Here is a 22415-nt window from a genome sequence, read left to right on the forward strand (position 1 = left end):
GGTCTCTCTTGTCTTTATGGGGCGCAGATCAGCGTTGCAGGACGCTGGCGTGTGCAGGGGCGGGGGAGGTGGCGGCGCCACGTCCGATCGCGTCATCGAGCAGGGTCAGGTCACGTCCGCGGGTTTCGGTCGAGAGCAACGTGCCCAGCAGGGTAAGCCCGGTCAAGGCCAAGGTATACAGCGCCAGTACCCAATAGGCGCCGCCGGCCATGCCGACCAGGAAGATCCCCAGGATCGGTGCCACACCGCCGGACAGCATCGCGCCGATTTCTCGCGACAGTGCCACCCCGGAGTAGCGATAGCGGTTGCCGAACAGTTCGGTGAAGTGCGCGCATTGGGCGCCGAGCATGCTGTTGGCGGCCAGGGCGAAACCACCGACCACGGCGATGCACACCAGGGTCGGCTCGCCGCTGTCGATCATCCACCACGACGGCAGCGCCCACAGCGCACCGAACAGTGCACCCCCGCGGTACACCGCGAGGCGGCCATAACGGTCGGAGAGGGCGCCGAACAGCGGCGTGGTAAAGATACTGACGATGCTCGCCGCCAGTACCGCGTTGGTGCCGATGCCGGCCAGGTTGGCACCGTTCTCGCCCAGGTGACGGCTGGCAAAGCCGGTGAGAAAGGCGATCGAAACGGTGGCGTAGAGCGTCGAGCAGCCGGTTTCCGCCATGCGCATCAAGGTGGTTGCCAGCAGCGGTCGGCGGGCGTTGCGCAGCACGGCGCGCATCGGCGATTCGATCACTTGCTGGCTCTGGCTGAGCTGCTGGAACACCGGGCTTTCCTTGAGCTTCAGGCGAATCCACACGGCCATGAAGATCAGCACCACGCTCGCCAGAAACGGCAGGCGCCAGCCCCAGTCGAGCAACTGCTCGGGGGTGAGCGTGGCCTGCAGCACGCGGAAGGTGATGGTCGCCAGGGCCAGCCCACTGAACACCCCGATGAACGGCAGCGCGGCATAGAAGCCACGTCGCTCGCGGGGCGCCAGCTCGGCCATGAGCGTTGCCGCACCGGTCTGTTCGGCGCCTGCGCCGAAGCCTTGCAGCAGGCGCAGCAGTACCAGCAGCACCGCCCCGACCGGGCCGGTGGGCAGCAGGCCGATCAGGGTGGTGGCGGTGCCCATCAGGGCGATGGTCAGCAGCAGGACCAGTTTGCGGCCCTTGCGATCACCCAGCGAGCCGAAGAACAGACCGCCGAACGGCCGCGCCAGAAACCCCGCACCGTAGGTGGCGAAACTCGCCAGCAGGGCGCCGGTGGTGCCCAGCGTGGGGAAGAAGATATGGCCGAAGATCAGCGCCGAAGCCAGCCCGTACAGGGCAAAATCGTAGTACTCCAGGGCACTGCCGACGGCGCCGGTATAAATGGCCCGGCGCAGTTGGCGCGGATCGGGCGTGGAGGTTGGGGTGGCCTCGGTTTGCATGGTCTGCCTCGCTTGTTGTTGTTATGGGTACGGCGGTTGGGCGGCTCAGCGGTTCAGCAGCCCTCGCTCGGCCAGGTTGCGCATCAGCGCGCCAAGGCCAAAGGTCCACGGCGCCGCCTGGTCGCTGCGGCTGACCTGGTTGTGCAGGGCGCCAAGCAGCGGGCTGGCGATCCGTACCTGGTCACCGGCCTTGTGGGTGAACCCGGCCCCGGGGTGGTCACGGTCTTCGGTGGGCGCGAACAGGGTGCCGAGAAACAGCAGGAAGCCATCGGGATACTGGTGATTGCCGTTGACGGTCTGGCTGACTAGGTCCGCAGGGTCGCGGCTGATCTGGTCCATCGAGCTGGTACCGGCGAGCACGAAGCCATCGTTGCCGCGCACTTCCAGCTCGACCACGCAGTTGCGCACCGCGTCGAGGTCGAAGGTCTCGTCGAACAGGCGGATGAACGGGCCGATCGCGCACGAGGCGTTGTTGTCCTTGGCCTTGCTCAGCAACAGTGCGCTACGCCCCTCGAAGTCGCGCAGGTTGACGTCGTTGCCCAAGGTCGCGCCGTGGATCCGGCCGCGGCTGTCGACCGCCAGGACCACCTCGGGTTCCGGGTTGTTCCATTGCGAGCCAGGGTGCACGCCGATCACCGCGCCGCTGCCGACGGCCGCCAGCACCGGTGCCTTGGTAAACACCTCGGCGTCCGGGCCGATGCCCACTTCCAGGTACTGCGACCACATGCCTTGTTCGATCAGCAGTGCCTTGAGCGCCTGCGCCTGCTCCGAGCCGGGCTTGACCGCCCGCAGGTTGTCGCCGATCACCGCGCAGACGGTGGCGCGCACGGCCTCGGCGCGGGCAGCATCGCCGCCGGCCTGCTCCTCGATCACCCGTTCGATCATGCTCGCGGCAAAGGTCACCCCGGCGGCCTTGATCACCTGCAGGTCCAGCGGTGGCAGCAGGTAGGCGCGGCTGCTATCGGGCTGCTCGCCACTGTTGGCCAGCAGCGCCTCGAGGCTACTGACGAAACGCCCGGGAGTGGCCCGCAGTGCTTGCAAGGGCGACTCGCATTCGAGCAGTTCGCTGAGGGTGGCAAAGCGTTCGGAGAGGTCGAACACGCCGTCGGCGCGCAGGGCGATCGGCGACGGGCCGGCGATCTGCCCCGGGATCCAGGCGCGGCCCACTAGGGTGCCGGTGAGGCCGTCGAGCGGCAGGGTGTTGGCGGGCGTCAGGGTCAGCGGCATGGCAATGAGTCTCTTGAGTCTTGAAAGCTGCACGCTAGGTAAGCGACGCGATAAACTCCAATGGCATATTTTCACTATTCGATAACAGCTGGTTATTGCACCAAAGGCGAATACCATGTCCGACCTGTCGTTTTCCCACGTTTGCAACTGGCTCAAGTTCCGCCACCTGTTGCTTATCGACACCCTGGGGCGGACCCGCAACATGCACCTGGCGGCGCAGCAGATGAACCTCAGCCAGCCGGCGATCAGCAAGATGCTCAAGGAGATCGAAAGCCTCCTGGGCTTTGCCTTGTTCGAACGCCAGCCGCGCAGCATGCCGCCCACCGCACTCGGCGAGCAGGTGCTGCGCTACGCCCAGGTCGCCCTCAACGATGCGCGCAACTTCGTCGATCAGATCGGCAGCCTGCGCCAGGGCGGCCATGGCCACCTCAAGGTCGGCGGCATCTTCGCCGCGACCGCGGTCGCCCTGCCGGACGCCATCGTGCAGATCAAGCAGCGCTGGCCGCTGTTGTCGATCGAAGTGGTGGAGCAGACCAGTGACCACCTGATGGCCATGCTGGAGGACAAGACGCTGCACCTGGCGGTCGCGCGGTTTACCGACGAAGCCCAGCGCCAGCGCTTCGACTTCCAGGCCCTGGCGCCGGAGCCCTTCTGCTTTGTGGTCAATCACCGTCACCCATTGTGTGAAGAAGGCCCGGTCACCCTGCAGCAGTTGCTCGAGTGGCCGTGGATTCTCTATCCCAAGGGCACGCCGATTCGCGGGCGGATGGAACGCGCGTTCGCTGAAGCCGGGGTCGGGGTACCGCGCAACACCATCGACACCATTTCCATGCAGACCTTTCTCAAGGTCCTCCAGGGCGGGCCGATGATCGGCATGCTGCCCCAGGCCATGGTCGAGCCGCACCTGGCCAGCGGCGTGCTGCGCATCCTCGACACCCCGTTGCACCTGGAGCCACAGGACTACGGCATCCTGACCCGCAAGGGCGAAACCCTCAGCGGCGCGGCGCTGGAGTTTGCCGAAATCCTCCTGGCCGACGCGCAGAAAGTGCGCGAGATCTGATAACCCCGTGTTATCGGATGATCCATAAATGCCATTGGGAAAGAATCGCAGGCCCGCCTAGATTAGCGTCCAGTGTTTTCCAGGATTGCCAAGGAACGTCCATGACTTCATACGCAGGTCAGCAATTTATCGGCGGTGCGCGCAGCGCCACGGGCCAACCGCTGTTGCACAGCCTCGACGCCCGTACCGGCGAGGCACTGCCAGGTGCGTTCTACCAGGCCAGCCCTGCCGAGGTGGACGCCGCTGCCACGGCTGCGGCGCGGGCCTACCCCGGTTTTCGGGCGCTGGCGCCAGAGCGGCGCGCCGCGTTCCTCGAGACCATCGCCGCAGAGCTCGACGTGCTGGGTGAGGACTTCATCGCCCTGGTCTGCCGCGAGACGGCGCTGCCGGCGGCGCGTATCCAAGGCGAGCGGGCCCGCACCAGCGGCCAGTTGCGCTTGTTTGCCGAGGTCCTGCGGCGGGGTGATTTTCTCGGCGCGCGCATCGACCGCGCGCAGCCGCAGCGCACGCCGCTGCCGCGCCTGGATATCCGTCAGTGCCGGCTGGGCCTGGGGCCAGTGGCGGTGTTCGGCGCGAGCAACTTCCCGTTGGCGTTTTCCACGGCCGGCGGTGATACCGCGGCCGCGCTGGCCGCCGGCTGCCCGGTGGTGTTCAAGGCACACAGCGGCCACATGGCCACTGCTCAAGCCGTCGCCGCCGCGATCGTGCGGGCCGCCGAGCGCTGCAAGATGCCCGCCGGCGTGTTCAACATGATCTTCGGCGCGGGCGTCGGTGAAGCCCTGGTCAAGCATCCGGCGATTCAGGCAGTCGGCTTCACCGGCTCGCTGAAGGGCGGCCGGGCACTGTGCGACATGGCCGCAGCGCGGGCACAACCGATCCCGGTGTTCGCCGAGATGAGCAGCATCAACCCGGTGATCGTTTTGCCGGGCGCGCTGGCGCAAAGGGGTGAGGCAATTGCGGGCGAGTTGGCTGCCTCGGTGGTGCTCGGTTGCGGGCAGTTCTGTACCAACCCGGGGCTGGTGCTTGGCGTGCGTTCCGCGCAGTTCAGTGCGTTTGTCGAGCAGTTGCAGGCACGTATCGCCGATCAGCCTGCGCAGACCATGCTCAACGCCGGCACCTTGCGCAGCTATGCGCATGGCGTCGCCCAGCTCAAGGCGCATGCCGGCATCCGCCACCTGGCCGGTGCCGAGCAAGCAGCTGAACAGGCCAGCCCGCAGTTGTTCCAGGCGGATGCCCAGCTGCTGCTGAACGCCGAGCCGTTGCTTCAGGAGGAAGTCTTCGGCCCGACCACGGTGGTGGTCGAGCTGACCGACCGCGCTGAACTGCTGGCGGCCCTGCACGCGCTGGGCGGGCAACTGACGGCGACCTTGCTCGGCGAGCCCGACGATCTGGCCGAGGCTGGCGACCTGGTCGCCTTGCTCGAGCACAAGGCGGGCCGCTTGCTGATCAATGGCTACCCGACCGGCGTCGAAGTCAGCGATGCGATGGTGCATGGCGGGCCGTACCCCGCCACGTCCGACAGCCGGGGTACATCGGTCGGCAGCCTGGCGATCGAGCGCTTCCTGCGCCCTGTGTGCTACCAGAACTTCCCACAGGCGCTTCTGCCCGAGGCGCTGCACGACGGCAACCCGCTGGGCCTGCTGCGCCTGGTCGATGGCCAGCCCAGCCGCGACCCTATCCGCTGAACCGCTGTACCACCGGGCGTGCTGCGCCCGGTGCCCTGTCGATAACAACAATCAGGCATGCACGACATGCCGAGGGGCTTCATCCATGCACAGCCAACCCGCTGCACCGGCCCGCGATCCGGGCTTCGAAGACCGTACCTACCGCAAGGTAATCCTGCGCATCCTGCCGATCCTGCTGTTGTGTTACATGGCTGCCTACCTGGACCGGGTCAACATTGGCTTCGCCAAGCTGGACATGCTCAACGACCTGCAGTTCAGCAACACGGTCTATGCCCTGGGCGCCAGCGTGTTCTTCTGGGGCTACTTCCTCTTCGAGGTCCCCAGCAACCTGCTGCTGCACCGCTACGGCGCGCGCTTCTGGATCGCCCGCATCATGCTCAGCTGGGCGATCATTTCCATGGCGGTGGCGTTCACCGTGCCCCTCGCCGGGTTCTTCCACGTTGAAGCCAGCACCATGTTCTACGCGCTGCGCTTCTTGCTGGGCATCTGCGAAGCCGGCTTCTTCCCAGGGGTGATCCTCTACCTCAACTACTGGTTCCCGACCCATCGGCAGAGCCGGGTGATGTCTGGCTTCCTCATGGCCATGCCGGTCAGCCTGACCTTGGGCGGCGTGCTCTCGGGGTGGTTGATGACCAGCCTCAACGGCTGGCACGGCATGGCCGGCTGGCAGTGGATGCTGCTGATCGAAGGCGTGCCGTCGATCATCATGGCGGTGGTGGTGTTCACCTGCCTGTGCGACAGCATCGACAAGGCACACTGGTTGTCGGCGGACGAGAAGCAGATGCTCAAGGCCAATCTGCAGCAGGATGAGCAGGGCAAGGTCTCGCGTCTGAGCGAGGTGTTCTTCAACCCGCGGGTATGGCTGCTGGTGTTCATCCTGCTGACCTTCAACACCGGGTTCTACGGCCTGGCCTTCTGGATGCCGTCGATCATCAAGAGTGCGGGTATCACCAGCAGCTTTGATATCGGCCTGTTGACCGCGATCCCCTATGGGGTTGCCGTGGTCGCCATGTTCCTCAATGCGCGTCACTCCAACCGCACCGGCGAGCGCCGCCTGCACGCGGCGATTCCAGCGTTCATTGGCGGCTGTGGGTTGATCCTCAGTGCCTACTTCTCGGCCAACCTGGTGCTCTCGGTACTGTTCCTCACCGTTGCTGCCTCCGGTGTGCTGAGCCTGATGCCGATCTTCTGGACGCTGCCGGGCACGGTGCTGTCCGGGGTCGCGGCAGCGGCGGGGATCGGCATGATCAACGCCATCGGCAACCTGTCCGGGTTCACCGGCTCGATGATCACCGCAGTGGCCGAGAACCTCACCGGCAACATGAACAACGGCACCTACGTGCTGGGTGGGTGCCTGTTCGTCAGTGCCCTGCTGATCATGGCGATTCCGGCAGCCATGCTTGGCCGTACTGAAGCACAGGCCAAGGCGCAGATGAAGCTGGAGGCCGCATGAACCTGAACGGAAAACGCGTGCTGATTACCGCCGCAGGGCAGGGCATCGGCCTGGCCAGTGCACAGGCCTTCGCAGCAGCGGGCGCCGAGGTGATCGGCACCGACATCAACCTCGATGGCCTACGCGATGAACCGGGCATTCAGGCCCGCCTGCTGGATGTGACCTCGGCCTCGGCGATCGAGGCGTTGTGCGCCGAACTGGGCGACATCGACGTGTTGTTCAATTGCGCCGGCTACGTCCACAGCGGGGCGATCCTGGCGTGTGACGAAGCCGCCTGGGAGCGCTCGCTGGCCATCAACGTGACGGCCATGTACCGGATGATCCGCGCCTTCCTGCCGGGCATGTTGCGCCGGGGCGGCGGCTCGATCATCAACATGTCGTCGGTGGTCTCCAGCGTCAAGGCGGTGCCCAACCGCTTCGCCTATGGCGCCAGCAAGGCAGCAGTGATCGGCCTGACCAAAGCGGTTGCCGCCGACCATGTCGGCGAGGGCATCCGCTGCAATGCGATCTGCCCGGGCACGGTCGAATCACCTTCGTTGCAGCAACGCATCGCGGCCCAGGCAGCAGCCCAGGGCAGCACGGCCGAGGAGGTCTATCGGCAGTTTGTCGGCCGGCAGCCCATGGGCCGTATTGGCAGCCCGCAAGAGATCGCCCAGCTCGCCGTCTACCTGGGCAGCGATATGTCGGCCTACACCACCGGCGGCGTGCACCTGATCGACGGCGGCATGAGCCTGTAACCCCTTTCAATCGAAACAGGAGATCAGCATGAAACTGTTGCGTTATGGCGACAAGGGCGCAGAGCGGCCGGGCTTGCTCGACAACGAGGGGCGCATTCGCGACCTCGCCGACCAGGTCGACGACATTGCCGGCACCGCGCTGGCACCCGAGCGCCTCGCACGCCTGGCCAGCCTTGACCCGGCAAGCCTGCCGCTGGTGGCCGGCAATCCACGCATCGGCCCGTGTGTCGGGCAGATCGGCAAGTTCATCTGCATCGGCCTGAACTACGCCGACCACGCCGCTGAAGCCGGCATGGCAGTGCCTGGCGAGCCAATCATCTTCAGCAAGTGGACCAGCGCCGTCTGCGGGCCCAACGACAATGTCGAGATCCCGCGGGGCTCGAGCAAGACCGATTGGGAAGTGGAACTGGGCGTGGTGATCGGCAAGGGCGGGCGCTACATCGATGAAGCCAACGCCCTCGAGCATGTCGCCGGCTATTGCGTGATCAACGACGTGTCGGAGCGCGAATGGCAGCTCGAGCGCGGCGGTACCTGGGACAAGGGCAAAGGCTTCGACACCTTCGGCCCGATCGGCCCATGGCTGGTCACCCGCGACGAGGTCCCCGACCCGCATGCGCTGGGTCTCTGGCTGGAAGTCGACGGCAAGCGTTACCAGGACGGCAATACCCGCACGCTGATCTTCCGCATCCCGCAGTTGATCGCCTACCTCAGCCGCTGCATGAGCTTGCAGCCGGGCGATGTGATTTCCACCGGCACGCCGCCGGGCGTTGGCATGGGCATCAAGCCCACGGCGGTGTTCCTGCGGCCCGGGCAGACTATGCGGTTGGGCATCGAAGGCCTTGGCGAACAGCGCCAGGTCACCGTCCAGGCAGATTGAGGGGGCGCCGATGAAGCCTGAGTTGCTGATGCTGGCGCCATTGCTGGCTGACTATGAAGCGCAGTTGGCCGAGCGCTTCGCGCTGGTCCGCTGCTATGACGAACGGGCCCGGCGGGCGGTGTTGAGCGAGCGCCCCGAACGCTTCGCTGCGCTGGTAACCAATGGCGGTGAGGGCGTGCCGACGTGGTTGCTGGAGGGGTTGCGCGGGCTGCGGCTGATTGCGGTAAACGGGGTCGGCCTTGATCGCATCGATCTGCACCTGGCACAGGTGCGCGAGATTCGTATCGCTACCACCGAGGATATCCTCACCGATGCCGTGGCTGACCAGGCGGTGGCCTTGCTGCTGGCCTTGCTCCGCCAGGTGTGTCTGGCTGACCGCTTTGTCCGGCAGGGGCAGTGGCGTCAGGGGGCGTTCCCCTTGCTCGGTACCAGCCTGCGCGGGCAGCGGGTTGGCATCATTGGCCTGGGCCGTATCGGCCTGGCCATTGCCGAGCGATTGCAGCCGTTCGGGGTGACGCTGGCCTATCACAATCGCCGCCCGCTCGCGGGTTGCGCTCATGCCTATCACGCTACTGCGCAGAGCCTTGCCGCCGACGCCGACATCCTCGTGGTGGCAGCGGCCGGCGGCGCGGCCTCGCGGCATCTGGTGAATGCCGACGTGCTTGCCGCGCTGGGCGCGCAAGGGGTGCTGGTCAACGTCGCCCGAGGCAGTGTGATCGATGAGGGCGAACTGGTGGCACGGTTGTGCGATGGCCGGCTGGGCGGCGCCGCGCTGGATGTGTTCGAGCATGAACCGCAGGTCCCCGAGGCACTGCTGGGCCTGGACAATGTGGTGTTGCAGCCGCATCTGGGCAGCGCCACCTTGCAGACCCGCCAGGCCATGGCCCGGTGCGTGGTGAATGCAGTGCTGGAAGGTTACTGAGGGCAGGCCGGGCCGGGCTCACTGCTGGCGCAAGATGCTGTTCAGCAACCCCGGAAAGCGCCCATCGAGCTCATCGCTGCGCAGCGAATTCATGTGCGTGGTGCCGACATTGCGGGTGTGCACCAGCCCGGCATCGCGCAGCACCCGAAAATGGTGCGACATGCTCGACTTCGGCCGGCCGCCGTCCAGCTCGCCGCAGCTGGCTTCGGCAACGCCGGCCAGGTGGCGGACAATTTCCATGCGCACAGGGTCGCTCAGGGCGTAAAGCACGCGCTCGAGGATCAGGTCGTCGGGTGTGGGATGTTTGTAGGCTCGCATGCCTCACATGATAACGGGGGTTTCACAAATTGCCATAGTTCGAATATGATCGAACTATCGTATCTGAAATCACCCCTGGAGCGTTGCCATGTCCGCCCTGTTCGAACCCTATACCCTCAAGGACGTCACCCTGCGCAACCGCATCGCGATCCCGCCGATGTGTCAGTACATGGCCGAGGATGGCCTGATCAACGATTGGCACCACGTCCACCTGGCCAGCCTGGCCCGTGGCGGTGCCGGCCTGGTGGTAGTCGAGGCCACTGCGGTCGCGCCCGAAGGGCGGATCACCCCCGGTTGCGCCGGTATCTGGAGCGACGCCCAGGCCCAGGCCTTCGTGCCGGTGGTACAGGCGATCAAGGCTGCAGGTTCGGTGCCGGGCATCCAGATCGCCCACGCCGGGCGCAAGGCCAGCGCCAATCGGCCGTGGGAAGGCGATGACCACATCGGCGTCGATGACGCCCGTGGCTGGGAGACCATCGCGCCGTCTGCCATCGCCTTTGGCGCACACCTGCCCAAGGTGCCTCGGGCCATGACCCTGGACGACATCGCCCGCGTGCGCCAGGACTTCGTCGATGCCGCCCGTCGTGCCCGTGATGCCGGCTTTGAATGGATCGAGCTGCATTTCGCCCACGGTTACCTCGGCCAGAGCTTCTTCTCCGAGCACAGCAACCAGCGTACCGATGCCTATGGCGGCAGCTTCGACAACCGCAGCCGCTTCCTCCTCGAAACGCTGGCCGCCGTGCGTGAAGTGTGGCCAGAAAACCTGCCGCTGACCGCCCGTTTCGGCGTGCTGGAATACGACGGCCGTGACGAGCAGACCCTCGAGGAATCGATCGAGCTGGCCCGTCGCTTCAAGGCCGGTGGCCTGGACCTGCTCAGCGTCAGCGTCGGCTTCACCATTGCCGAGACCAACATCCCCTGGGGCCCGGCGTTCATGGGCCCGATCGCCGAGCGCGTGCGCCGCGAAGCCGGGTTGCCGGTGACGTCGGCGTGGGGCTTCGGTACCCCGCAGTTGGCCGAGGGTGCGCTGCAGGCCGGGCACCTGGACCTGGTCTCGGTAGGCCGGGCGCACCTGGCCGATCCGCACTGGGCGTACTTCGCGGCCAAGGAGCTGGGGGTCGACAAGGCCTCCTGGACCCTGCCTGCGCCGTACGCGCACTGGCTGGAACGTTATCGCTGAGAGGTCACGCCAACGGCGCTGGCAGCCGTCGCCGCGGCCTGCTGATGCGCCGCGACCCGCGCCGCTGATTCCGCATCCACCTGGTGCAGCGACTTGCCGCGGGTCTCCCGCGTCAGGCCCACGGCAATGATCGAGATCATTGCCGCGCCCACCAGGTACCAGGCAATCGGCGTCGAACTGTGGAACTCATTGAGCAGGCTGATGGCAATCAGTGGTGCCAGTGAGCCGGCAAAGATCGGCGCCACCTGGTAGCACAGCGACAACGCGGTGTAGCGCACATGGGTGGGGAACATTTCGGCCATCAGTGCCGAGTAGGGCGCATAGGTCATCGACTCGATGGCCAGGCCCAGGGTGATCGCCGCCATGATCAGCCAGTTGTTGCCGGTGTCCATCATCGGAAAACCCACGAACCCCCAGAACGCCGTGAGCACCGCACCGGTCAGGTACACCGGCTTGCGCCCGATCAGGTCGGACAGGTAGCCCATCAGCGGGATCAGGAAGAAATGGATCAGGTGGGCGCCGAACATCAGCAGGAGGATCTGCGAGGTGTCCTTGTGCACCACCAGCTTGAGGTAGGTGATGGAGAACGTCACCACGGTGTAGTAGAGGATGTTTTCGGCGAATCGCGCACCGATCCCGACCAGTACCGCGCGCCAGTGATGGCGCAGCACTTCGACCACACCCAGTTGCGCGGTCTTGTTGTGGGCCTGGCGCGCCTGCGCTTCCTTGAAGATCGGCGCATCGTCGACGCTGGTGCGAATCCAGTACCCGATCAGCACCACCACCGCAGAAAACCAGAACGCCACACGCCAGCCCCAGGCCAGAAAGTCTGCTTCGGAGAGGTTCGACGACAGCAGCAGGAGCGCGACCGTGGCCAACAGGTTACCGGCCGGCACCCCGGCTTGTGGCCAACTGGCCCAGAAGCCGCGGCGGTTGTCCGGGCAGTGTTCGGACACCAGCAGGATCGCCCCGCCCCATTCACCGCCAAAGGCAAACCCCTGGATCAGCCGCAGCAGCACCAGCAGGACCGGTGCGGCGTAGCCGATGCTGTCGAAGCCGGGCAGGCAGCCCATCAGGAAGGTGGTAATGCCGACCACCACAAGGCTCAGTTGCAGCAGGCGCTTGCGGCCGAACTTGTCACCGTAGTGACCGAACACCAGGCCCCCCAACGGGCGGGCGAGAAAGCCCACGGCGTACAGCGCGAAGGCGGCGATGATGCCGTCGATCGGGCTGTCGGTCTGGCGGAAGAACAGCTGGCCGAACACCAGTGCCGATGCCGTGCCGTACAGGAAGAATTCATACCATTCGGCCACCGTCCCGGCCATGGCGGCAGCGACCACGCGCTTGAGGCCGGCAGGTGAGGTGGCGCTGTGAGTGTTTGGCTGAGTGGACATGATCGGGTTTCCTCCAGAAGCACTGAACCAGGCAGGGTTATTTGACCGATTTGAGGAACTCGGCGGTTTCCGCCTTGAGCGGGTTGCCGATGACCTGATCGGGCGAACCGATCTCGTGCACCAGGCCGTTGCGGAAAAACGCCACGCGGTCCGACACATCGCGGGCAAAGCGGATCTCGTGGGTCACCAGGACCATGGTCATGCCGTCTTCGGCCAGCATGCGCATGGTGTCCAGCACTTCGCCGACCAGTTGCGGGTCGAGCGCCGAGGTGGCTTCGTCGAACAGCATGTAGTCCGGCGACATGGCCAGCGCGCGGGCGATCGCCATGCGCTGTTGCTGGCCACCGGAGAGCTTGCCGGGGAACACCTTGAGCTTGTCGCCAAGGCCGACGTGGGTCAGTTGCCTGACGGCCAGGGCCTCGGCCTCCTGCTTGCTTTTGCCGAGCACCTTGCGCGGCGCGAGCATGACGTTCTCGAGCACCGTCAGGTGCGGAAATGCGTTCCATTGCTGGAACACGATGCCGATCTTCTGCCGCAGCCGGTTGAGGTCGCAGGCGCGGTCGTGGACTTCGATGCCGTCGACGCGGATGCTGCCTTTCTGGATCGGCTCGAGGCCGTTGATGCACATCAGCAGGGTCGATTTACCGGAGCCTGACCCGCCGATGATCGACACCACTTCACCCTTGTTCACCGTCAGGCTGACGCCTTTGACCACGTCGAGGTGGCCGAAGGATTTGTGTACGTTGTCGATCTCAATCATTTTCTTGCCACCTTCTTTCCAGACGGGCGCCCAGGCGTGCAACCACCAGGCTCATGACGTAATAGATAAGCCCGGCGATGCACAGCACCAGCAGCGGCTCCTGAATCCGGGTGACGATGGTTTGCGAGGCGCGCAGCAGTTCGACGATGCCGATCCACATCACCAGGGCGCTGTCTTTCATCACCCCGAGCACCAGGTTCAACCAGCCGGGGAAGGCCACCCGGGTGGCCATCGGCAGGACGATCCAGCGCAGGTCCTGCAGGTAGCTCAGGCCCAGTGAGCGACTGGCCCGGCGCACCGACAGCGGCACCGCCAGCACGCCGCCGCGGACCACCTCGGTGAAGTACGCCGCGGTGTACACGCCGAGCACGATGCAGCCGACGCTGAAGGCACTGATGTTCAGGCCGACGATGCTCTTGAAGGCGTTGAACAGCACGAACTGGATCAGCAGCGGCACACTCCGGAACACATCCAGGAGCCAGGCCAGGGGCAGGCTGGCGCGCGGTGCCAGGGCCCGCAAGAGGCCGAACAGCAGGCCGGCGAAGGTGCCCATGAGAATCGCCCAGAAGGTCAGCTGCAAAGTGACCCAGGCGCCGTCGAGCATGAACAGCAGGTCGTTCCAGGTGAAACTGGTAGTCAGCATGAACACAGTCCTCAGTAGCGGAACAGCCGCCAGGCCAGGAGCCGGGCTACCGCAACGATCGCCTTGGCGATCAGGTAATACAGCACCGCCGCGATGGCAAAGAACTCGAAGGTGCGGAAGGTCTTGACGTTGTATTCCTGGGTCACCCCGGTGAGGTCGTTGTTGAGGCCGACGACGACCCCCAGCGAGGTCATCAGCACGGCCCAGACCATCTGGTTGCTCAACGGGTAGAACACCACCCGCAGCAACTGCGGGACGACGATCATCCGATAGGCCTGGAAGGCGCTCATGCCCAGCGAGCGCGCTGCGCGGACCTGGGTGGTGGGCACGGCCTTGAGGCCGCCGCGGAAGTTCTCCGCCAGGTAGCCGGCATTGTTGAAGGTGATCCCGGCCAGCAACGCCAGCCACGAGCTGACGTGCAACCCCAGCGAGCCGAGGCCGAAGTACAGGATGTAGATCTGAAACAGCGACGGGGTGTTGCGGGCGATCGATACCCAGCCGTTGCCGATGCCGCGCAGCAGCGGGTTGGGCGCTTCGCGCATGACCGTCAGGGCGAGCGCGATCAGCACGCCGAAGATCATCGACAGGGCGGCCGTCTCGAACGTTACCCAGGCGCCGCTGAGCATGTCGGGCAACGCCCGCAAGGCTGCCCGCCACTGAAAGGTGTAATCAAACATGGGGCAGGCGCTCCTTGGCTACGGCAGGTTCCAGCCAGGCGGGCAGGCGCCCGCTGGCCTTGGCGGTGCAGGCGGCGTCGACACAGTCGGCGAGGCTGGCGAAATGCACGGCGCGGCCCACCAGCCCCGGTGCGTAATGGGCGTACTTGCCCGAGTTGGTCATCAGCGTGCGCGCCCCAGGCGGAATCACCGGTTCGCCGAGCATGCACCAGCAGGTATCGGTCACCAGCAGCACGCCGAAGGCTTCCAGCACTGCGAGGTGGCCGGCCGTGCGCGCCTGCTCCAGCACGCCGCGCCCGCAGGTGATGGCCACCACCACCGCCGGGTGCTTGCGCCGGCCTTGGCAGAGCTGGGCCAGGTGGGCGAACTCGCTCAGGGAAAAATGCGGGTTGCCCAGCGACACCACCTCCACCTGGTCGGTGCGCGCGCTGTTCAACGCACGCCAGCTGAGCAGCAGCTCGGCCGGGCTCAGGGTGACGGCGGCGAGGGTTTCGGCGGTGAGCACCTGCGAGGGCTCGAGCGCTTCAGGGGTGACGCCGGCAATGTGAAACAGGGGCGCGCTCGAGGTGGTGGCGAACGCCGCGCCGAAGGCCTTGAGGTCGTCCAGGCTCGGCGCCGCGTGCTCGAGCCCGAGCACCAGCGGCACACGGCTGCCGGCCAGGGCGCCGATGTGGTAGCCGAGCAAGGGGTAGAAGGCATCGTCGGTGCGGCCCAGGTCAGGCACCTCGACCTGCCATTGGGCCTTGCGCTGGGCGTCCAGGTGGCAGCCGATCAGCGGTGCACGGCCGGTCAGGGCGATGCAGATATCCAGGTAGTCGGGGTACTTCAGGGTGCGCGCGCCGAGCACGCTGTTGGCGTACACCACGGCATTCGATTCGGCCCAGACCACTTGCTCGCCCAAGGCCGGGGCAGTCTCCAGCAGGTACGGCGCGCAGGTAAAACTGAGCTGCGCGCCCATCGCCATGTAGGCATCGCCCAGCGCGCTGGCCGGAACGCCCAATGCCGGGTCGATGCCCAGTTCACGCCAGCGGCGCTGGTCGACGGAAATCGAGTTGAGGGTGGTCGGTACCCTGACCGCCGCGCCCCATTCCAGCAACTGCTGGGCAAAGTGCAGGCTGGCAGGCCCGGTGTAGATGCAGCCATCGATGTGCGCCTGGCTGATGTCCAGCAACTGCGTGGCGCCCTGCAGCTGCGCCATGCGCACCACCAGCTGCATGGCCACCTGGGTCGCCTTGCCGTAGTCACCGGCGAGCATGGCCTGGTCTTCGGCGCTCAGTTGCAGGCTCGCAGGCGCGCTGTCGACGACTGCCGTGCGCGGCTGCCAGGGGCCGGCTGGCGGTGCTTGATAGAGCTCCAGCAGCGCGTTCTCGACCCGCGCAAATGTACTGCCCTGCAAGCCGGCGAAGGCCGCCTTGCCGATGCACAGCACCGGCAGCGAACGCGCGAACAGGGCTTCGGCGACCAGCACGCCCAAGGTCAGGATCTCATCGGCTTCTGCCAGCACCAGCGCCGCCGGGGCGTGGCCGTTGCTGATCAGTTCCATCAGCACGCTGCTGCCGGTGCACGAGCCCCGGCCGCTGGGGATGGCCAGGACCCGCCCCGCCAGCCGCTGGCCGCTGAGCGGGTGATGGCGATCGATCACTTCGCCGGTAAGCGGATCGACGCCGCCCCAGAAACTCAGGCCGACCTCGGCGAACAGCAGTTCGCCTTGCGCCGCACCGGCGACCAGGCTGCGCCCGTGCAGCGGGTTGAGTGAACCTGACATGCGCGAGGCCTCAGTAGTAAACCTGCGGTACGGTCAGGTCGGTGGTGGGGATGTCAGTGCCGACCCATTTGACGAACAGCTCCTGGTAGCGACCGGTACGCACCTGCTGGTTGATGAACAGGTTCAGGTAGTTGATCAGGCCGTACTCGTTGCGCTTGGCGCCGAGCGAAACGAAATCAACCACGTACGGGGCGTTGCCTGCGACCTTGAGGTTTTTGTACTTGCCGGATTTCAAGGTTGCGGCGGCGACGGTGTTGGTCACCACGGTGGCTTCGATATGGCCTTGCGCGACCGCCAGGATGGTGTCGTTCTGCGATTGGTAGGCGCGGAAGCTGCCGGTGCCCCAGCTTTTTACGTCCTTCTCCAGGGCCAGCGCTTCAAAGGTGCCGCTGGTGTTGCCGAGGGCTTTGCCCTTGATGTCGTCGAAGGTGTTGATGCCGGTGTCTTCGCGGGTCAGCACGACCATCTGGAAGGCAAAGTAGGGCACGGTCAGGCCGACGGTCTTGGCCCGCTCGAGGGTGTCCGAGGTGGACGCCACGATCACGTCGGCGCGGCCGGAGATCAGTGCCGGGATGCGGTCGGGGAAGGGTGTTTCGACGATTTCGGCATCCACGCCGAGCACTTTTGCCAGGTCATTGCAGTAGTCCACGTCAAACCCCGCCGGGGCGTTGCTGGCATCACGAAAGCCCATCGGCGGGAAGTCCAGGGTGACTGCGCAACGCAGTTTGCCGGCGCCGATGATGTCGTCCAGTTTGTCGGCCTGGGCGGTCGCCATGAAGCTCGAAACGAATACAGCGCTGAGGGCTAAAGCGAGGGATTGCTTTTTCATGAAGGCCTCGTGTCGGTGTGTGCTGAACATCGTATAAGGGCATTTCGTATACGATATAAAGCATAGCAATGCGCGTGCCTGTTTATGCCTGGCAGGGGTAAACCCGCGTGCATCGTTGTGGGCCATGCCCTGCAGGGCGGGGGCTGACTCCGGGGTACGGTCAGGCGCTGACCGGGGATGTTACATATCGGAGCACGGTGGGTATCTGCGCCCCCCAAGGGAACACAGGTGCTACTCAGGAGGCGTTAGAGAGCGGGGGATGCGGGCGGGCGATTGCCCTCCCGCTGAGGCGGCTGTTGCGCCGGGCAGGCCAGCGCAACTGGATCATCACTTGGCGCTGGGCAGGTGTTCGAAGAGGGTCTTGCAGACCCCGGCAATGTGCTTGTCGAGCAAGCCAACCGCCCGCTCCACGTCACCTTCACGGCACGCCTGAAGTATTTCGCGATGCTCGTGATCAGCCCGTTCCTTGCCGGCCGAAAGGCTCATCTGCATGCGCAGGTAACGCTCCAGCTTGTCGTTGACCGAGCGGATCAGGTTGATCAGAAACGGCCGTTGTGCCGGTTCGTACAGGCAGGCATGCAACTCCCAGTTGAGCTCCGCCCAGCGCCCCACATCGTTTTCACCGATGAATTCCTGGCAGATGCGCTCGGCGCGTTCAAAGGTGGCGTCGGTCATGTTGGGGATGGCCAGGCGCAGTACCTTGTCTTCGAGCAGCATGCGCACTTCGAACATCTGCGCCAGCTCCGACTCCGACATCCGCGTGACCATCGCCCCACGGTTGCGCTGGAACATCACCAGGCCTTCGGCTTCAAGGCGCTTGAGCGCTTCGCGCACGGGGATCTTGCTGACATTGAACTGGCTGGCGACGTCGTCCTGACGGATAGGTTCGTCTTCGCCGAATTGCCCGGCGATGATTGCATCACGCAGGTGGCGGGTGATGATTTCCGAGGTGGAGGGGATATTGCCCAGGTCCGGAACGTTCAGGCGGGGTGGTTTCACGGTACATGGCCGGTCGGGATGGAATTATGGATATGGTATACGAGATTTTTATCCACATCGCGAGCAATGCCTCAGTGGTCATTGCCCGCGCTTGCAGCGCCGGCCGCGGGGTCAGAAACGATCGAGGCGGTAGGCGGCGAGGTGCGCCTGGGGTTCGCCCTGCACCAGGCGGCCCAGCCACTCGGCCGTTACCGCAGCCTGGGTCAGGCCCAGGTGTTGATGGCCAAAAGCGAGCAGCACTCGCCCCTCGCAGACCTGGTCGATCACCGGCAACGAGTCCGCCAATGACGGCCTGAAGCCCATCCAGGGTGTCGCGCCGGTGGCGTCCAGGTCACGCTCGAACAGGCCCTGGCTCAGCCGGTGCAACTGCCAGGCACGTTGCATGCTGGGCGGCCGCTCGAGGCCGGCGAACTCCACCGTGCCGGCCAGGCGCAAGCCCTCTGTCATGGGCGTCATGATGAACTTGCGCTCCAGCGAAGTGACCGCGAACGGCAAGCGCTGGTGCTCGTTGGGCAGCATCAGGTGATAACCGCGTTCGGTGTCCAGCGGCACCTGCTTGCCGGTCAGCGCGGCGGTCAGCCTGGCCGAGTGTGCGCCACAGGCGATCAACACCTGGCGCGCCGTCAGCGCACCCTGGGCACTGCTCAGGGTGACGCCCCCGGCATGCACTTGGCCTGTGTGCACCTCCTGCTGGACGAAGCGCACGCCGAGTTTCAGTGCGGCGTCGAACAGCTCACAGACCACCTGGTATGGGTCGAGGAAATGCCCGGTAGCCGGGAAGAACAAGCCGCCCTGGATCTGCCGACTCAGCTGCGGGGCCGCCTGCTGCACCGCCTGCGCCGACCACGATTGCACCGGCACCGCCTGCTGTTGCAGGCGGGCTTGCAAGGCCTCGAGCGCTGGCCGCGACTCCGGCCGTTCGAACACCAGCAGCGAGCCGTCTTGCTTGAGCAGCTGGCTGCGCTCGATCGAGCCCAGCAACCGCTGCCAGGCACCCAGGCTGCCTTCGTTGAGCGTGCGGATGCCGGCCACGCTGCGCTGGAACGGCGCCGCACGCAGGTTGAGCAGCAGGCGAGTGAACCAGGGCAGGGCGCGCGGCAGGTATTTCCAGTCAAGGCGCAACGGCCCCATCGGGTCCATCAGCATGGACGGCAAGCGCTTGAGGATCGACAGGTCGGCAATCGGAAACACCTGCTCGGTGGCCAGGTGCCCGGCATTGCCGAACGAGGCGCCGTGACCGGGCGCCTGACGATCGACCAGCAGTACCCTCCGGCCCTGGCGGGCCAGTTGCAGGGCGCAGGCGACGCCAACGATACCGGCGCCGACAATGGCGATGTCGGCGTCAGGTTGCCCGGGCGTGAGCACGTTGCCTGTCAGGGTCATGCGGGCGTCCTTTTCAACGGTGCGAAGCCTTCAGTGCGTGCACCAGGCGGAGGAGAGGGCGGCGCCTGGACGGCGCCGCGGGTGAGGTGTCAGGCGAGGTTGTGCTCGGCCGACCAGTTGCCGTACCAGGTGCGGAACAGCGTGTACTGCGCTTCGGCGTAGTTACGCTGGGCGTCGGTGAGCACGTCGCTTTCGTTGAAGTGCAGGGTGTATTCGCGGTCGCCGTTGAGCACCATCAGGTGCTTGTAGTACAGCACCAGGTCGCAGCCTTCATCGAACGACGACAGCACGGCCAGTGCCGCTTCCAGCTCACGCGCCAGGCGCCGGGCCTTGGCGTCGCCCTGGGCAGCCTGCTTGCTCAGCGCCACCAGTTGCAGCACTTGCTGCGGCAGGGCGTTGCCGATGCCGGTGATCGCGCCGGTGGCGTTGCAGTTGACGAAGCCATGCACCACCTGGGTGTCAACGCCGACCATCAGGGTCACGTCGTTGTCCTGGGAGGTGATGTGCTCGGCGGCGTAGCGCAGGTCGGCGCCGCCGCCGAACTCCTTGAAGCCGATCAGGTTGGGGTGCTCGCGACGCAGTTCGAAGAACAGCTCGGCACGGGTGGCGAAGCCGTAGTAAGGGCTGTTGTAGATCACCGCCGGGAGTTTCGGCGCGGCTTGCAGGATGGCCGCGAAGTGGGCTTTCTGGGCGGCGGGCGAGGCGCCGCGCGAGAGTACCCGGGGGATCACCATCAGGCCGGCGGCGCCGACTTTGGCGGCATGCGCGGCGTGCGCCACCGCTTCGCGGGTGTTCACCGCGCCGGTGCCGACGATGGTCGGGATGCCGGCGGCAACCAGGCGCGCCACGCCTTCCTGGCGCTCGGCCTCGGTCAGCAGCGGCCAGTCGCCCATCGAGCCGCAGTAGACCACGGCGCTCATGCCGGCTTCGATCAGCTCGCGGCCCTTGCGCACCAACGCGTCGAAGTCAGGTGTGCGGGCAGGGGTGCACGGGGTCATCAGGGCAGGCATGCAGCCGGTGAAGATGTTGTCGCTCATGGTTGTCACTCCTTGCGGCATTCAGTCAGATAGGGTGTCGAGAGAACCTGCGGCTCAGATGCCCCAGGCGAAGGGGTCCTGTTCGTCGATCAGCAAGGTGCTGTCGGCGCTCATGTGGGCGCGGCCGGTGATGAACGGGCGGATGCGCTCGCCGTGCCATTCGAAGCGCCCTTCGAAGCGGCTGCCGGTGATGCTCGCCTGGGTCCAGGTCTGGCCCTCGGCGAGCTTGCCGTCGGCCGCCAGGCACGCCAGCTTGGCGCTGGTGCCGGTGCCGCAGGGCGAGCGGTCGTAGGCTTTGCCGGGGCACATGACGAAGTTGCGGCTGTCGGCGTCGGGGTCGTCGGCGAACAGCTCGACGTGGTCGATCACACCGCCGTCTTCGCCGGTGATGCCCTGCGCTTCGAGGGCCTTGAGCATCGACCAGGTGTACGCGGTCAGCGCTTCGACGTTGTCCAGCTCAAGGCGCTGGCCGTGCTCGGAGACCAGGAAGAACCAGTTGCCGCCCCAGGCGATGTCGCCGTGCACCCGGCCATGCCCCGGCACGTCCACCGCGACCTGTTGGCGGTAGCGGTAGGACGGCACGTTGCCGACCGTGACCGCGCCGTCTTCATGCAAAGTGGCGCTGACCTGGCCGACCGGTGTGTCGATCAGGTGCACGCCCGGGTTGATCAGCCCCAGGTGCTGCAGCGAGGCGACCAGGCCGATGGTGCCGTGGCCGCACATGTTCAGGTAGCCGGCATTGTTGAAGAAGATCACCCCGCAGGTGGCCTCGGCGGACACGGGCGGGCAATACAGCGCGCCGACCAGCACATCATTGCCGCGTGGCTCCAGCAGGCAGGCGCGGCGCCACGGGTCATGCTGCTCGCGCAGCTCGTCGCGTTGCTCGGCCATGCTCCGCCCGGTCAACGCCGGGAAGCCGCTCATGACCAGGCGGGTCGGTTCGCCGCCGGTGTGGGAGTCGATCACGTGTATGCGTTTCATCAGCGCGTCCTGGTTGCAGCGGGCGTGCCCGCAAGGGAGTGATTGGCGGCGTGAGGCGGGGTTCATGACCGCAGCGTTATGGATTTTCTGGCGGTGTGCATGGGCTATAGAGTGGCGCCCGGCGGGGGCTGCGTTCTTGATGGTTTTCTACAAAGTGGATGACGAAATCAGCACAATTGGCAGCTGGGTGTTGGAGTCGACGTTGCCCTGGGATAGGCTGCAATCTCGGCAATGCGTTGCCTTGGCAGGCACTGCCAGCGCACCCTCTGAGGACCCGCCATGACCCGCAACAGCCTCGCAGCGCTCTACGCCAACCTCGATCAGCATCGCCCTGCGACCATCGAGGCGCTGCTGGCCAGCGTCGCCTTGCTGTTGCCGATCCTCGACGCCATCCCCAACGCCGCGATCTTCATCAAGGACGCCCAGGCGCGCTATGTGTTGGCCAACCGCACGCTGGTCCAGCGCTGCGGCCTCAAGCAGTTGACGCCGCTGCTCGGCAAGACCAGCGCCGAGGTGTTTCCGGCACAGCTGGGCCCCGGCTACACCGAACAGGACCGTCGCGTGCTGGAGCAGGGGTGGGTGCTGCAGGACCAGCTGGAGTTGCACCTGTACGGCAGCCGCGAAGCGGGCTGGTGCCTCACCCACAAACGCCCGCTACGCAATCCGGCCGACCAGATCATCGGCCTGGTGGGCATTTCGGTCGACCTGCAGAGCGCCGCCGACAGCCACCCGGCCTACCAGCGCCTGGCCGCCGTCGACGCGCATATCCGCCAGAATTTTCACCAGCCGATCAGCATGGGCGAACTGACCCGAATCGCCGGTATCTCCGTGGCGCAGCTGGAGCGCTACTGCAAGCGGGTGTTTCACCTGACGCCGCGGCAGATGATCCACAAGGCCCGGCTGGAGCATGCCCACCGCCTGCTGCACACCACGCTGCCGATCATCGAGGTGGCCCTGCAATGCGGCTATACCGATCACAGCGCGTTCAGCCGCCAGTTCAAGCAGTTGACCGGCTTCACCCCCCGCCAGTACCGGCAGGCGACAGGGCGGTGAAAGCGGCCATCGCGG

Annotated in this window: 21 protein-coding genes; 8 read left to right on the plus strand and 13 right to left on the minus strand. The window is 65.9% G+C overall.

What is annotated here, in order from left to right:
• Positions 1-28 precede the first annotated feature (28 nt).
• A complete protein-coding gene (locus CCOS865_RS19890) occupies positions 29-1420 on the minus strand; it encodes an MFS transporter (protein WP_119143984.1) in 1392 nt (463 codons plus the stop codon).
• A 45-nt stretch (positions 1421-1465) separates the two neighbouring features.
• Positions 1466-2647 carry a fumarylacetoacetate hydrolase family protein gene (locus CCOS865_RS19895; protein WP_119143986.1) on the minus strand — a complete coding sequence of 394 codons (1182 nt, stop codon included), beginning with the start codon at positions 2645-2647 and terminating at the stop codon, positions 1466-1468.
• Positions 2648-2762: 115 nt separating this feature from the next.
• Between CCOS865_RS19895 and CCOS865_RS19900 the strand changes: the two genes are divergently transcribed.
• From CCOS865_RS19900 to CCOS865_RS19925, 6 genes are all read left to right on the plus strand, one after another.
• A complete protein-coding gene (locus CCOS865_RS19900) occupies positions 2763-3707 on the plus strand; it encodes a LysR family transcriptional regulator (RefSeq protein ID WP_119143988.1) in 945 nt (314 codons plus the stop codon).
• 101 nt (positions 3708-3808) lie between these two features.
• Positions 3809-5392 carry an aldehyde dehydrogenase (NADP(+)) gene (locus CCOS865_RS19905; protein WP_119143990.1) on the plus strand — a complete coding sequence of 528 codons (1584 nt, stop codon included), beginning with the start codon at positions 3809-3811 and terminating at the stop codon, positions 5390-5392.
• Positions 5361-6845 (plus strand): MFS transporter, encoded by a 1485-nt coding sequence (locus CCOS865_RS19910; protein WP_119143992.1) that lies wholly within the window; start codon positions 5361-5363, stop codon positions 6843-6845. Before CCOS865_RS19905 ends, CCOS865_RS19910 begins: the two co-directional genes overlap by 32 nt.
• Entirely contained in the window at positions 6842-7582 is a 741-nt protein-coding gene (locus tag CCOS865_RS19915) for an SDR family oxidoreductase (RefSeq protein WP_119143993.1), read from the plus strand. Before CCOS865_RS19910 ends, CCOS865_RS19915 begins: the two co-directional genes overlap by 4 nt.
• Positions 7583-7610: 28 nt before the next feature.
• Complete coding sequence (locus CCOS865_RS19920) at positions 7611-8459, plus strand: ureidoglycolate lyase (protein ID WP_119143995.1); 849 nt, start codon at positions 7611-7613, stop codon at positions 8457-8459.
• Positions 8460-8469: 10 nt separating this feature from the next.
• Positions 8470-9381 (plus strand): 2-hydroxyacid dehydrogenase, encoded by a 912-nt coding sequence (locus CCOS865_RS19925; protein ID WP_119143997.1) that lies wholly within the window; start codon positions 8470-8472, stop codon positions 9379-9381.
• A gap of 18 nt (positions 9382-9399) precedes the next feature.
• Here the strand turns inward: CCOS865_RS19925 and CCOS865_RS19930 are convergent, their stop codons facing one another.
• Positions 9400-9699 (minus strand): ArsR/SmtB family transcription factor, encoded by a 300-nt coding sequence (locus tag CCOS865_RS19930; protein WP_119143999.1) that lies wholly within the window; start codon positions 9697-9699, stop codon positions 9400-9402.
• A gap of 88 nt (positions 9700-9787) precedes the next feature.
• On the opposite strand from CCOS865_RS19930, the gene xenA reads away from it, so the two are divergent.
• Positions 9788-10879, plus strand: coding sequence for a xenobiotic reductase XenA (gene xenA, locus CCOS865_RS19935; RefSeq protein WP_119144000.1), 1092 nt, complete (start codon positions 9788-9790; stop codon positions 10877-10879).
• Here xenA and abaF read toward each other — a convergent pair.
• From abaF to CCOS865_RS19985, 10 genes are all read right to left on the minus strand, one after another.
• Positions 10870-12273 (minus strand): fosfomycin efflux MFS transporter AbaF, encoded by a 1404-nt coding sequence (gene abaF / locus CCOS865_RS19940; RefSeq protein WP_119144002.1) that lies wholly within the window; start codon positions 12271-12273, stop codon positions 10870-10872. The two genes, xenA and abaF, sit on opposite strands and share 10 nt — an antisense overlap.
• A 37-nt stretch (positions 12274-12310) precedes the next feature.
• Positions 12311-13033, minus strand: coding sequence for an amino acid ABC transporter ATP-binding protein (locus tag CCOS865_RS19945; RefSeq protein WP_119144003.1), 723 nt, complete (start codon positions 13031-13033; stop codon positions 12311-12313).
• Complete coding sequence (locus tag CCOS865_RS19950; protein ID WP_119144005.1) at positions 13026-13676, minus strand: amino acid ABC transporter permease; 651 nt, start codon at positions 13674-13676, stop codon at positions 13026-13028. The genes CCOS865_RS19945 and CCOS865_RS19950 overlap by 8 nt, the downstream gene beginning before the upstream one ends.
• Before the next feature lie 11 nt (positions 13677-13687).
• Positions 13688-14353 carry an amino acid ABC transporter permease gene (locus tag CCOS865_RS19955; RefSeq protein WP_119144006.1) on the minus strand — a complete coding sequence of 222 codons (666 nt, stop codon included), beginning with the start codon at positions 14351-14353 and terminating at the stop codon, positions 13688-13690.
• Complete coding sequence (gene lhpI, locus CCOS865_RS19960) at positions 14346-16118, minus strand: cis-3-hydroxy-L-proline dehydratase (RefSeq protein WP_119144008.1); 1773 nt, start codon at positions 16116-16118, stop codon at positions 14346-14348. The genes CCOS865_RS19955 and lhpI overlap by 8 nt, the downstream gene beginning before the upstream one ends.
• Before the next feature lie 10 nt (positions 16119-16128).
• A complete protein-coding gene (locus CCOS865_RS19965; protein ID WP_119144010.1) occupies positions 16129-16947 on the minus strand; it encodes an ABC transporter substrate-binding protein in 819 nt (272 codons plus the stop codon).
• 327 nt (positions 16948-17274) lie between these two features.
• Positions 17275-17946, minus strand: a complete 672-nt coding sequence (locus CCOS865_RS19970; RefSeq protein WP_119144012.1) for a GntR family transcriptional regulator — start codon at positions 17944-17946, stop codon at positions 17275-17277.
• A gap of 111 nt (positions 17947-18057) precedes the next feature.
• On the minus strand, positions 18058-19329 hold the full coding sequence (locus CCOS865_RS19975; RefSeq protein WP_119144014.1) for an NAD(P)/FAD-dependent oxidoreductase: 1272 nt from the start codon (positions 19327-19329) through the stop codon (positions 18058-18060).
• An 89-nt stretch (positions 19330-19418) separates the two neighbouring features.
• The gene (locus CCOS865_RS19980) at positions 19419-20366 is read right to left on the minus strand and encodes a dihydrodipicolinate synthase family protein (protein WP_119144016.1); all 948 of its coding nucleotides are present in this window, start codon (positions 20364-20366) and stop codon (positions 19419-19421) included.
• 54 nt (positions 20367-20420) lie between these two features.
• The gene (locus tag CCOS865_RS19985; protein ID WP_119144018.1) at positions 20421-21347 is read right to left on the minus strand and encodes a 4-hydroxyproline epimerase; all 927 of its coding nucleotides are present in this window, start codon (positions 21345-21347) and stop codon (positions 20421-20423) included.
• A gap of 279 nt (positions 21348-21626) precedes the next feature.
• On the opposite strand from CCOS865_RS19985, the gene CCOS865_RS19990 reads away from it, so the two are divergent.
• Complete coding sequence (locus CCOS865_RS19990) at positions 21627-22400, plus strand: AraC family transcriptional regulator (protein WP_119144020.1); 774 nt, start codon at positions 21627-21629, stop codon at positions 22398-22400.
• The last annotated feature ends 15 nt before the right edge of the window (positions 22401-22415 follow it).

The sequence above is a fragment of the Pseudomonas reidholzensis genome (assembly GCF_900536025.1).
In the GTDB taxonomy this organism is placed as follows: domain Bacteria; phylum Pseudomonadota; class Gammaproteobacteria; order Pseudomonadales; family Pseudomonadaceae; genus Aquipseudomonas; species Aquipseudomonas reidholzensis.

Coding starts and splice junctions, on each gene's coding strand:
- CCOS865_RS19890 (WP_119143984.1), bottom strand. CDS start 1,420: ATGCAAACCGAGGCCACCCCAACCTCCACGCCCGATCCGCGCCAACTG.
- CCOS865_RS19895 (WP_119143986.1), bottom strand. CDS start 2,647: ATGCCGCTGACCCTGACGCCCGCCAACACCCTGCCGCTCGACGGCCTC.
- CCOS865_RS19900 (WP_119143988.1), top strand. CDS start 2,763: ATGTCCGACCTGTCGTTTTCCCACGTTTGCAACTGGCTCAAGTTCCGC.
- CCOS865_RS19905 (WP_119143990.1), top strand. CDS start 3,809: ATGACTTCATACGCAGGTCAGCAATTTATCGGCGGTGCGCGCAGCGCC.
- CCOS865_RS19910 (WP_119143992.1), top strand. CDS start 5,361: ATGGCCAGCCCAGCCGCGACCCTATCCGCTGAACCGCTGTACCACCGG.
- CCOS865_RS19915 (WP_119143993.1), top strand. CDS start 6,842: ATGAACCTGAACGGAAAACGCGTGCTGATTACCGCCGCAGGGCAGGGC.
- CCOS865_RS19920 (WP_119143995.1), top strand. CDS start 7,611: ATGAAACTGTTGCGTTATGGCGACAAGGGCGCAGAGCGGCCGGGCTTG.
- CCOS865_RS19925 (WP_119143997.1), top strand. CDS start 8,470: ATGAAGCCTGAGTTGCTGATGCTGGCGCCATTGCTGGCTGACTATGAA.
- CCOS865_RS19930 (WP_119143999.1), bottom strand. CDS start 9,699: ATGCGAGCCTACAAACATCCCACACCCGACGACCTGATCCTCGAGCGC.
- xenA (WP_119144000.1), top strand. CDS start 9,788: ATGTCCGCCCTGTTCGAACCCTATACCCTCAAGGACGTCACCCTGCGC.
- abaF (WP_119144002.1), bottom strand. CDS start 12,273: ATGTCCACTCAGCCAAACACTCACAGCGCCACCTCACCTGCCGGCCTC.
- CCOS865_RS19945 (WP_119144003.1), bottom strand. CDS start 13,033: ATGATTGAGATCGACAACGTACACAAATCCTTCGGCCACCTCGACGTG.
- CCOS865_RS19950 (WP_119144005.1), bottom strand. CDS start 13,676: ATGCTGACTACCAGTTTCACCTGGAACGACCTGCTGTTCATGCTCGAC.
- CCOS865_RS19955 (WP_119144006.1), bottom strand. CDS start 14,353: ATGTTTGATTACACCTTTCAGTGGCGGGCAGCCTTGCGGGCGTTGCCC.
- lhpI (WP_119144008.1), bottom strand. CDS start 16,118: ATGTCAGGTTCACTCAACCCGCTGCACGGGCGCAGCCTGGTCGCCGGT.
- CCOS865_RS19965 (WP_119144010.1), bottom strand. CDS start 16,947: ATGAAAAAGCAATCCCTCGCTTTAGCCCTCAGCGCTGTATTCGTTTCG.
- CCOS865_RS19975 (WP_119144014.1), bottom strand. CDS start 19,329: ATGACCCTGACAGGCAACGTGCTCACGCCCGGGCAACCTGACGCCGAC.
- CCOS865_RS19980 (WP_119144016.1), bottom strand. CDS start 20,366: ATGAGCGACAACATCTTCACCGGCTGCATGCCTGCCCTGATGACCCCG.
- CCOS865_RS19985 (WP_119144018.1), bottom strand. CDS start 21,347: ATGAAACGCATACACGTGATCGACTCCCACACCGGCGGCGAACCGACC.
- CCOS865_RS19990 (WP_119144020.1), top strand. CDS start 21,627: ATGACCCGCAACAGCCTCGCAGCGCTCTACGCCAACCTCGATCAGCAT.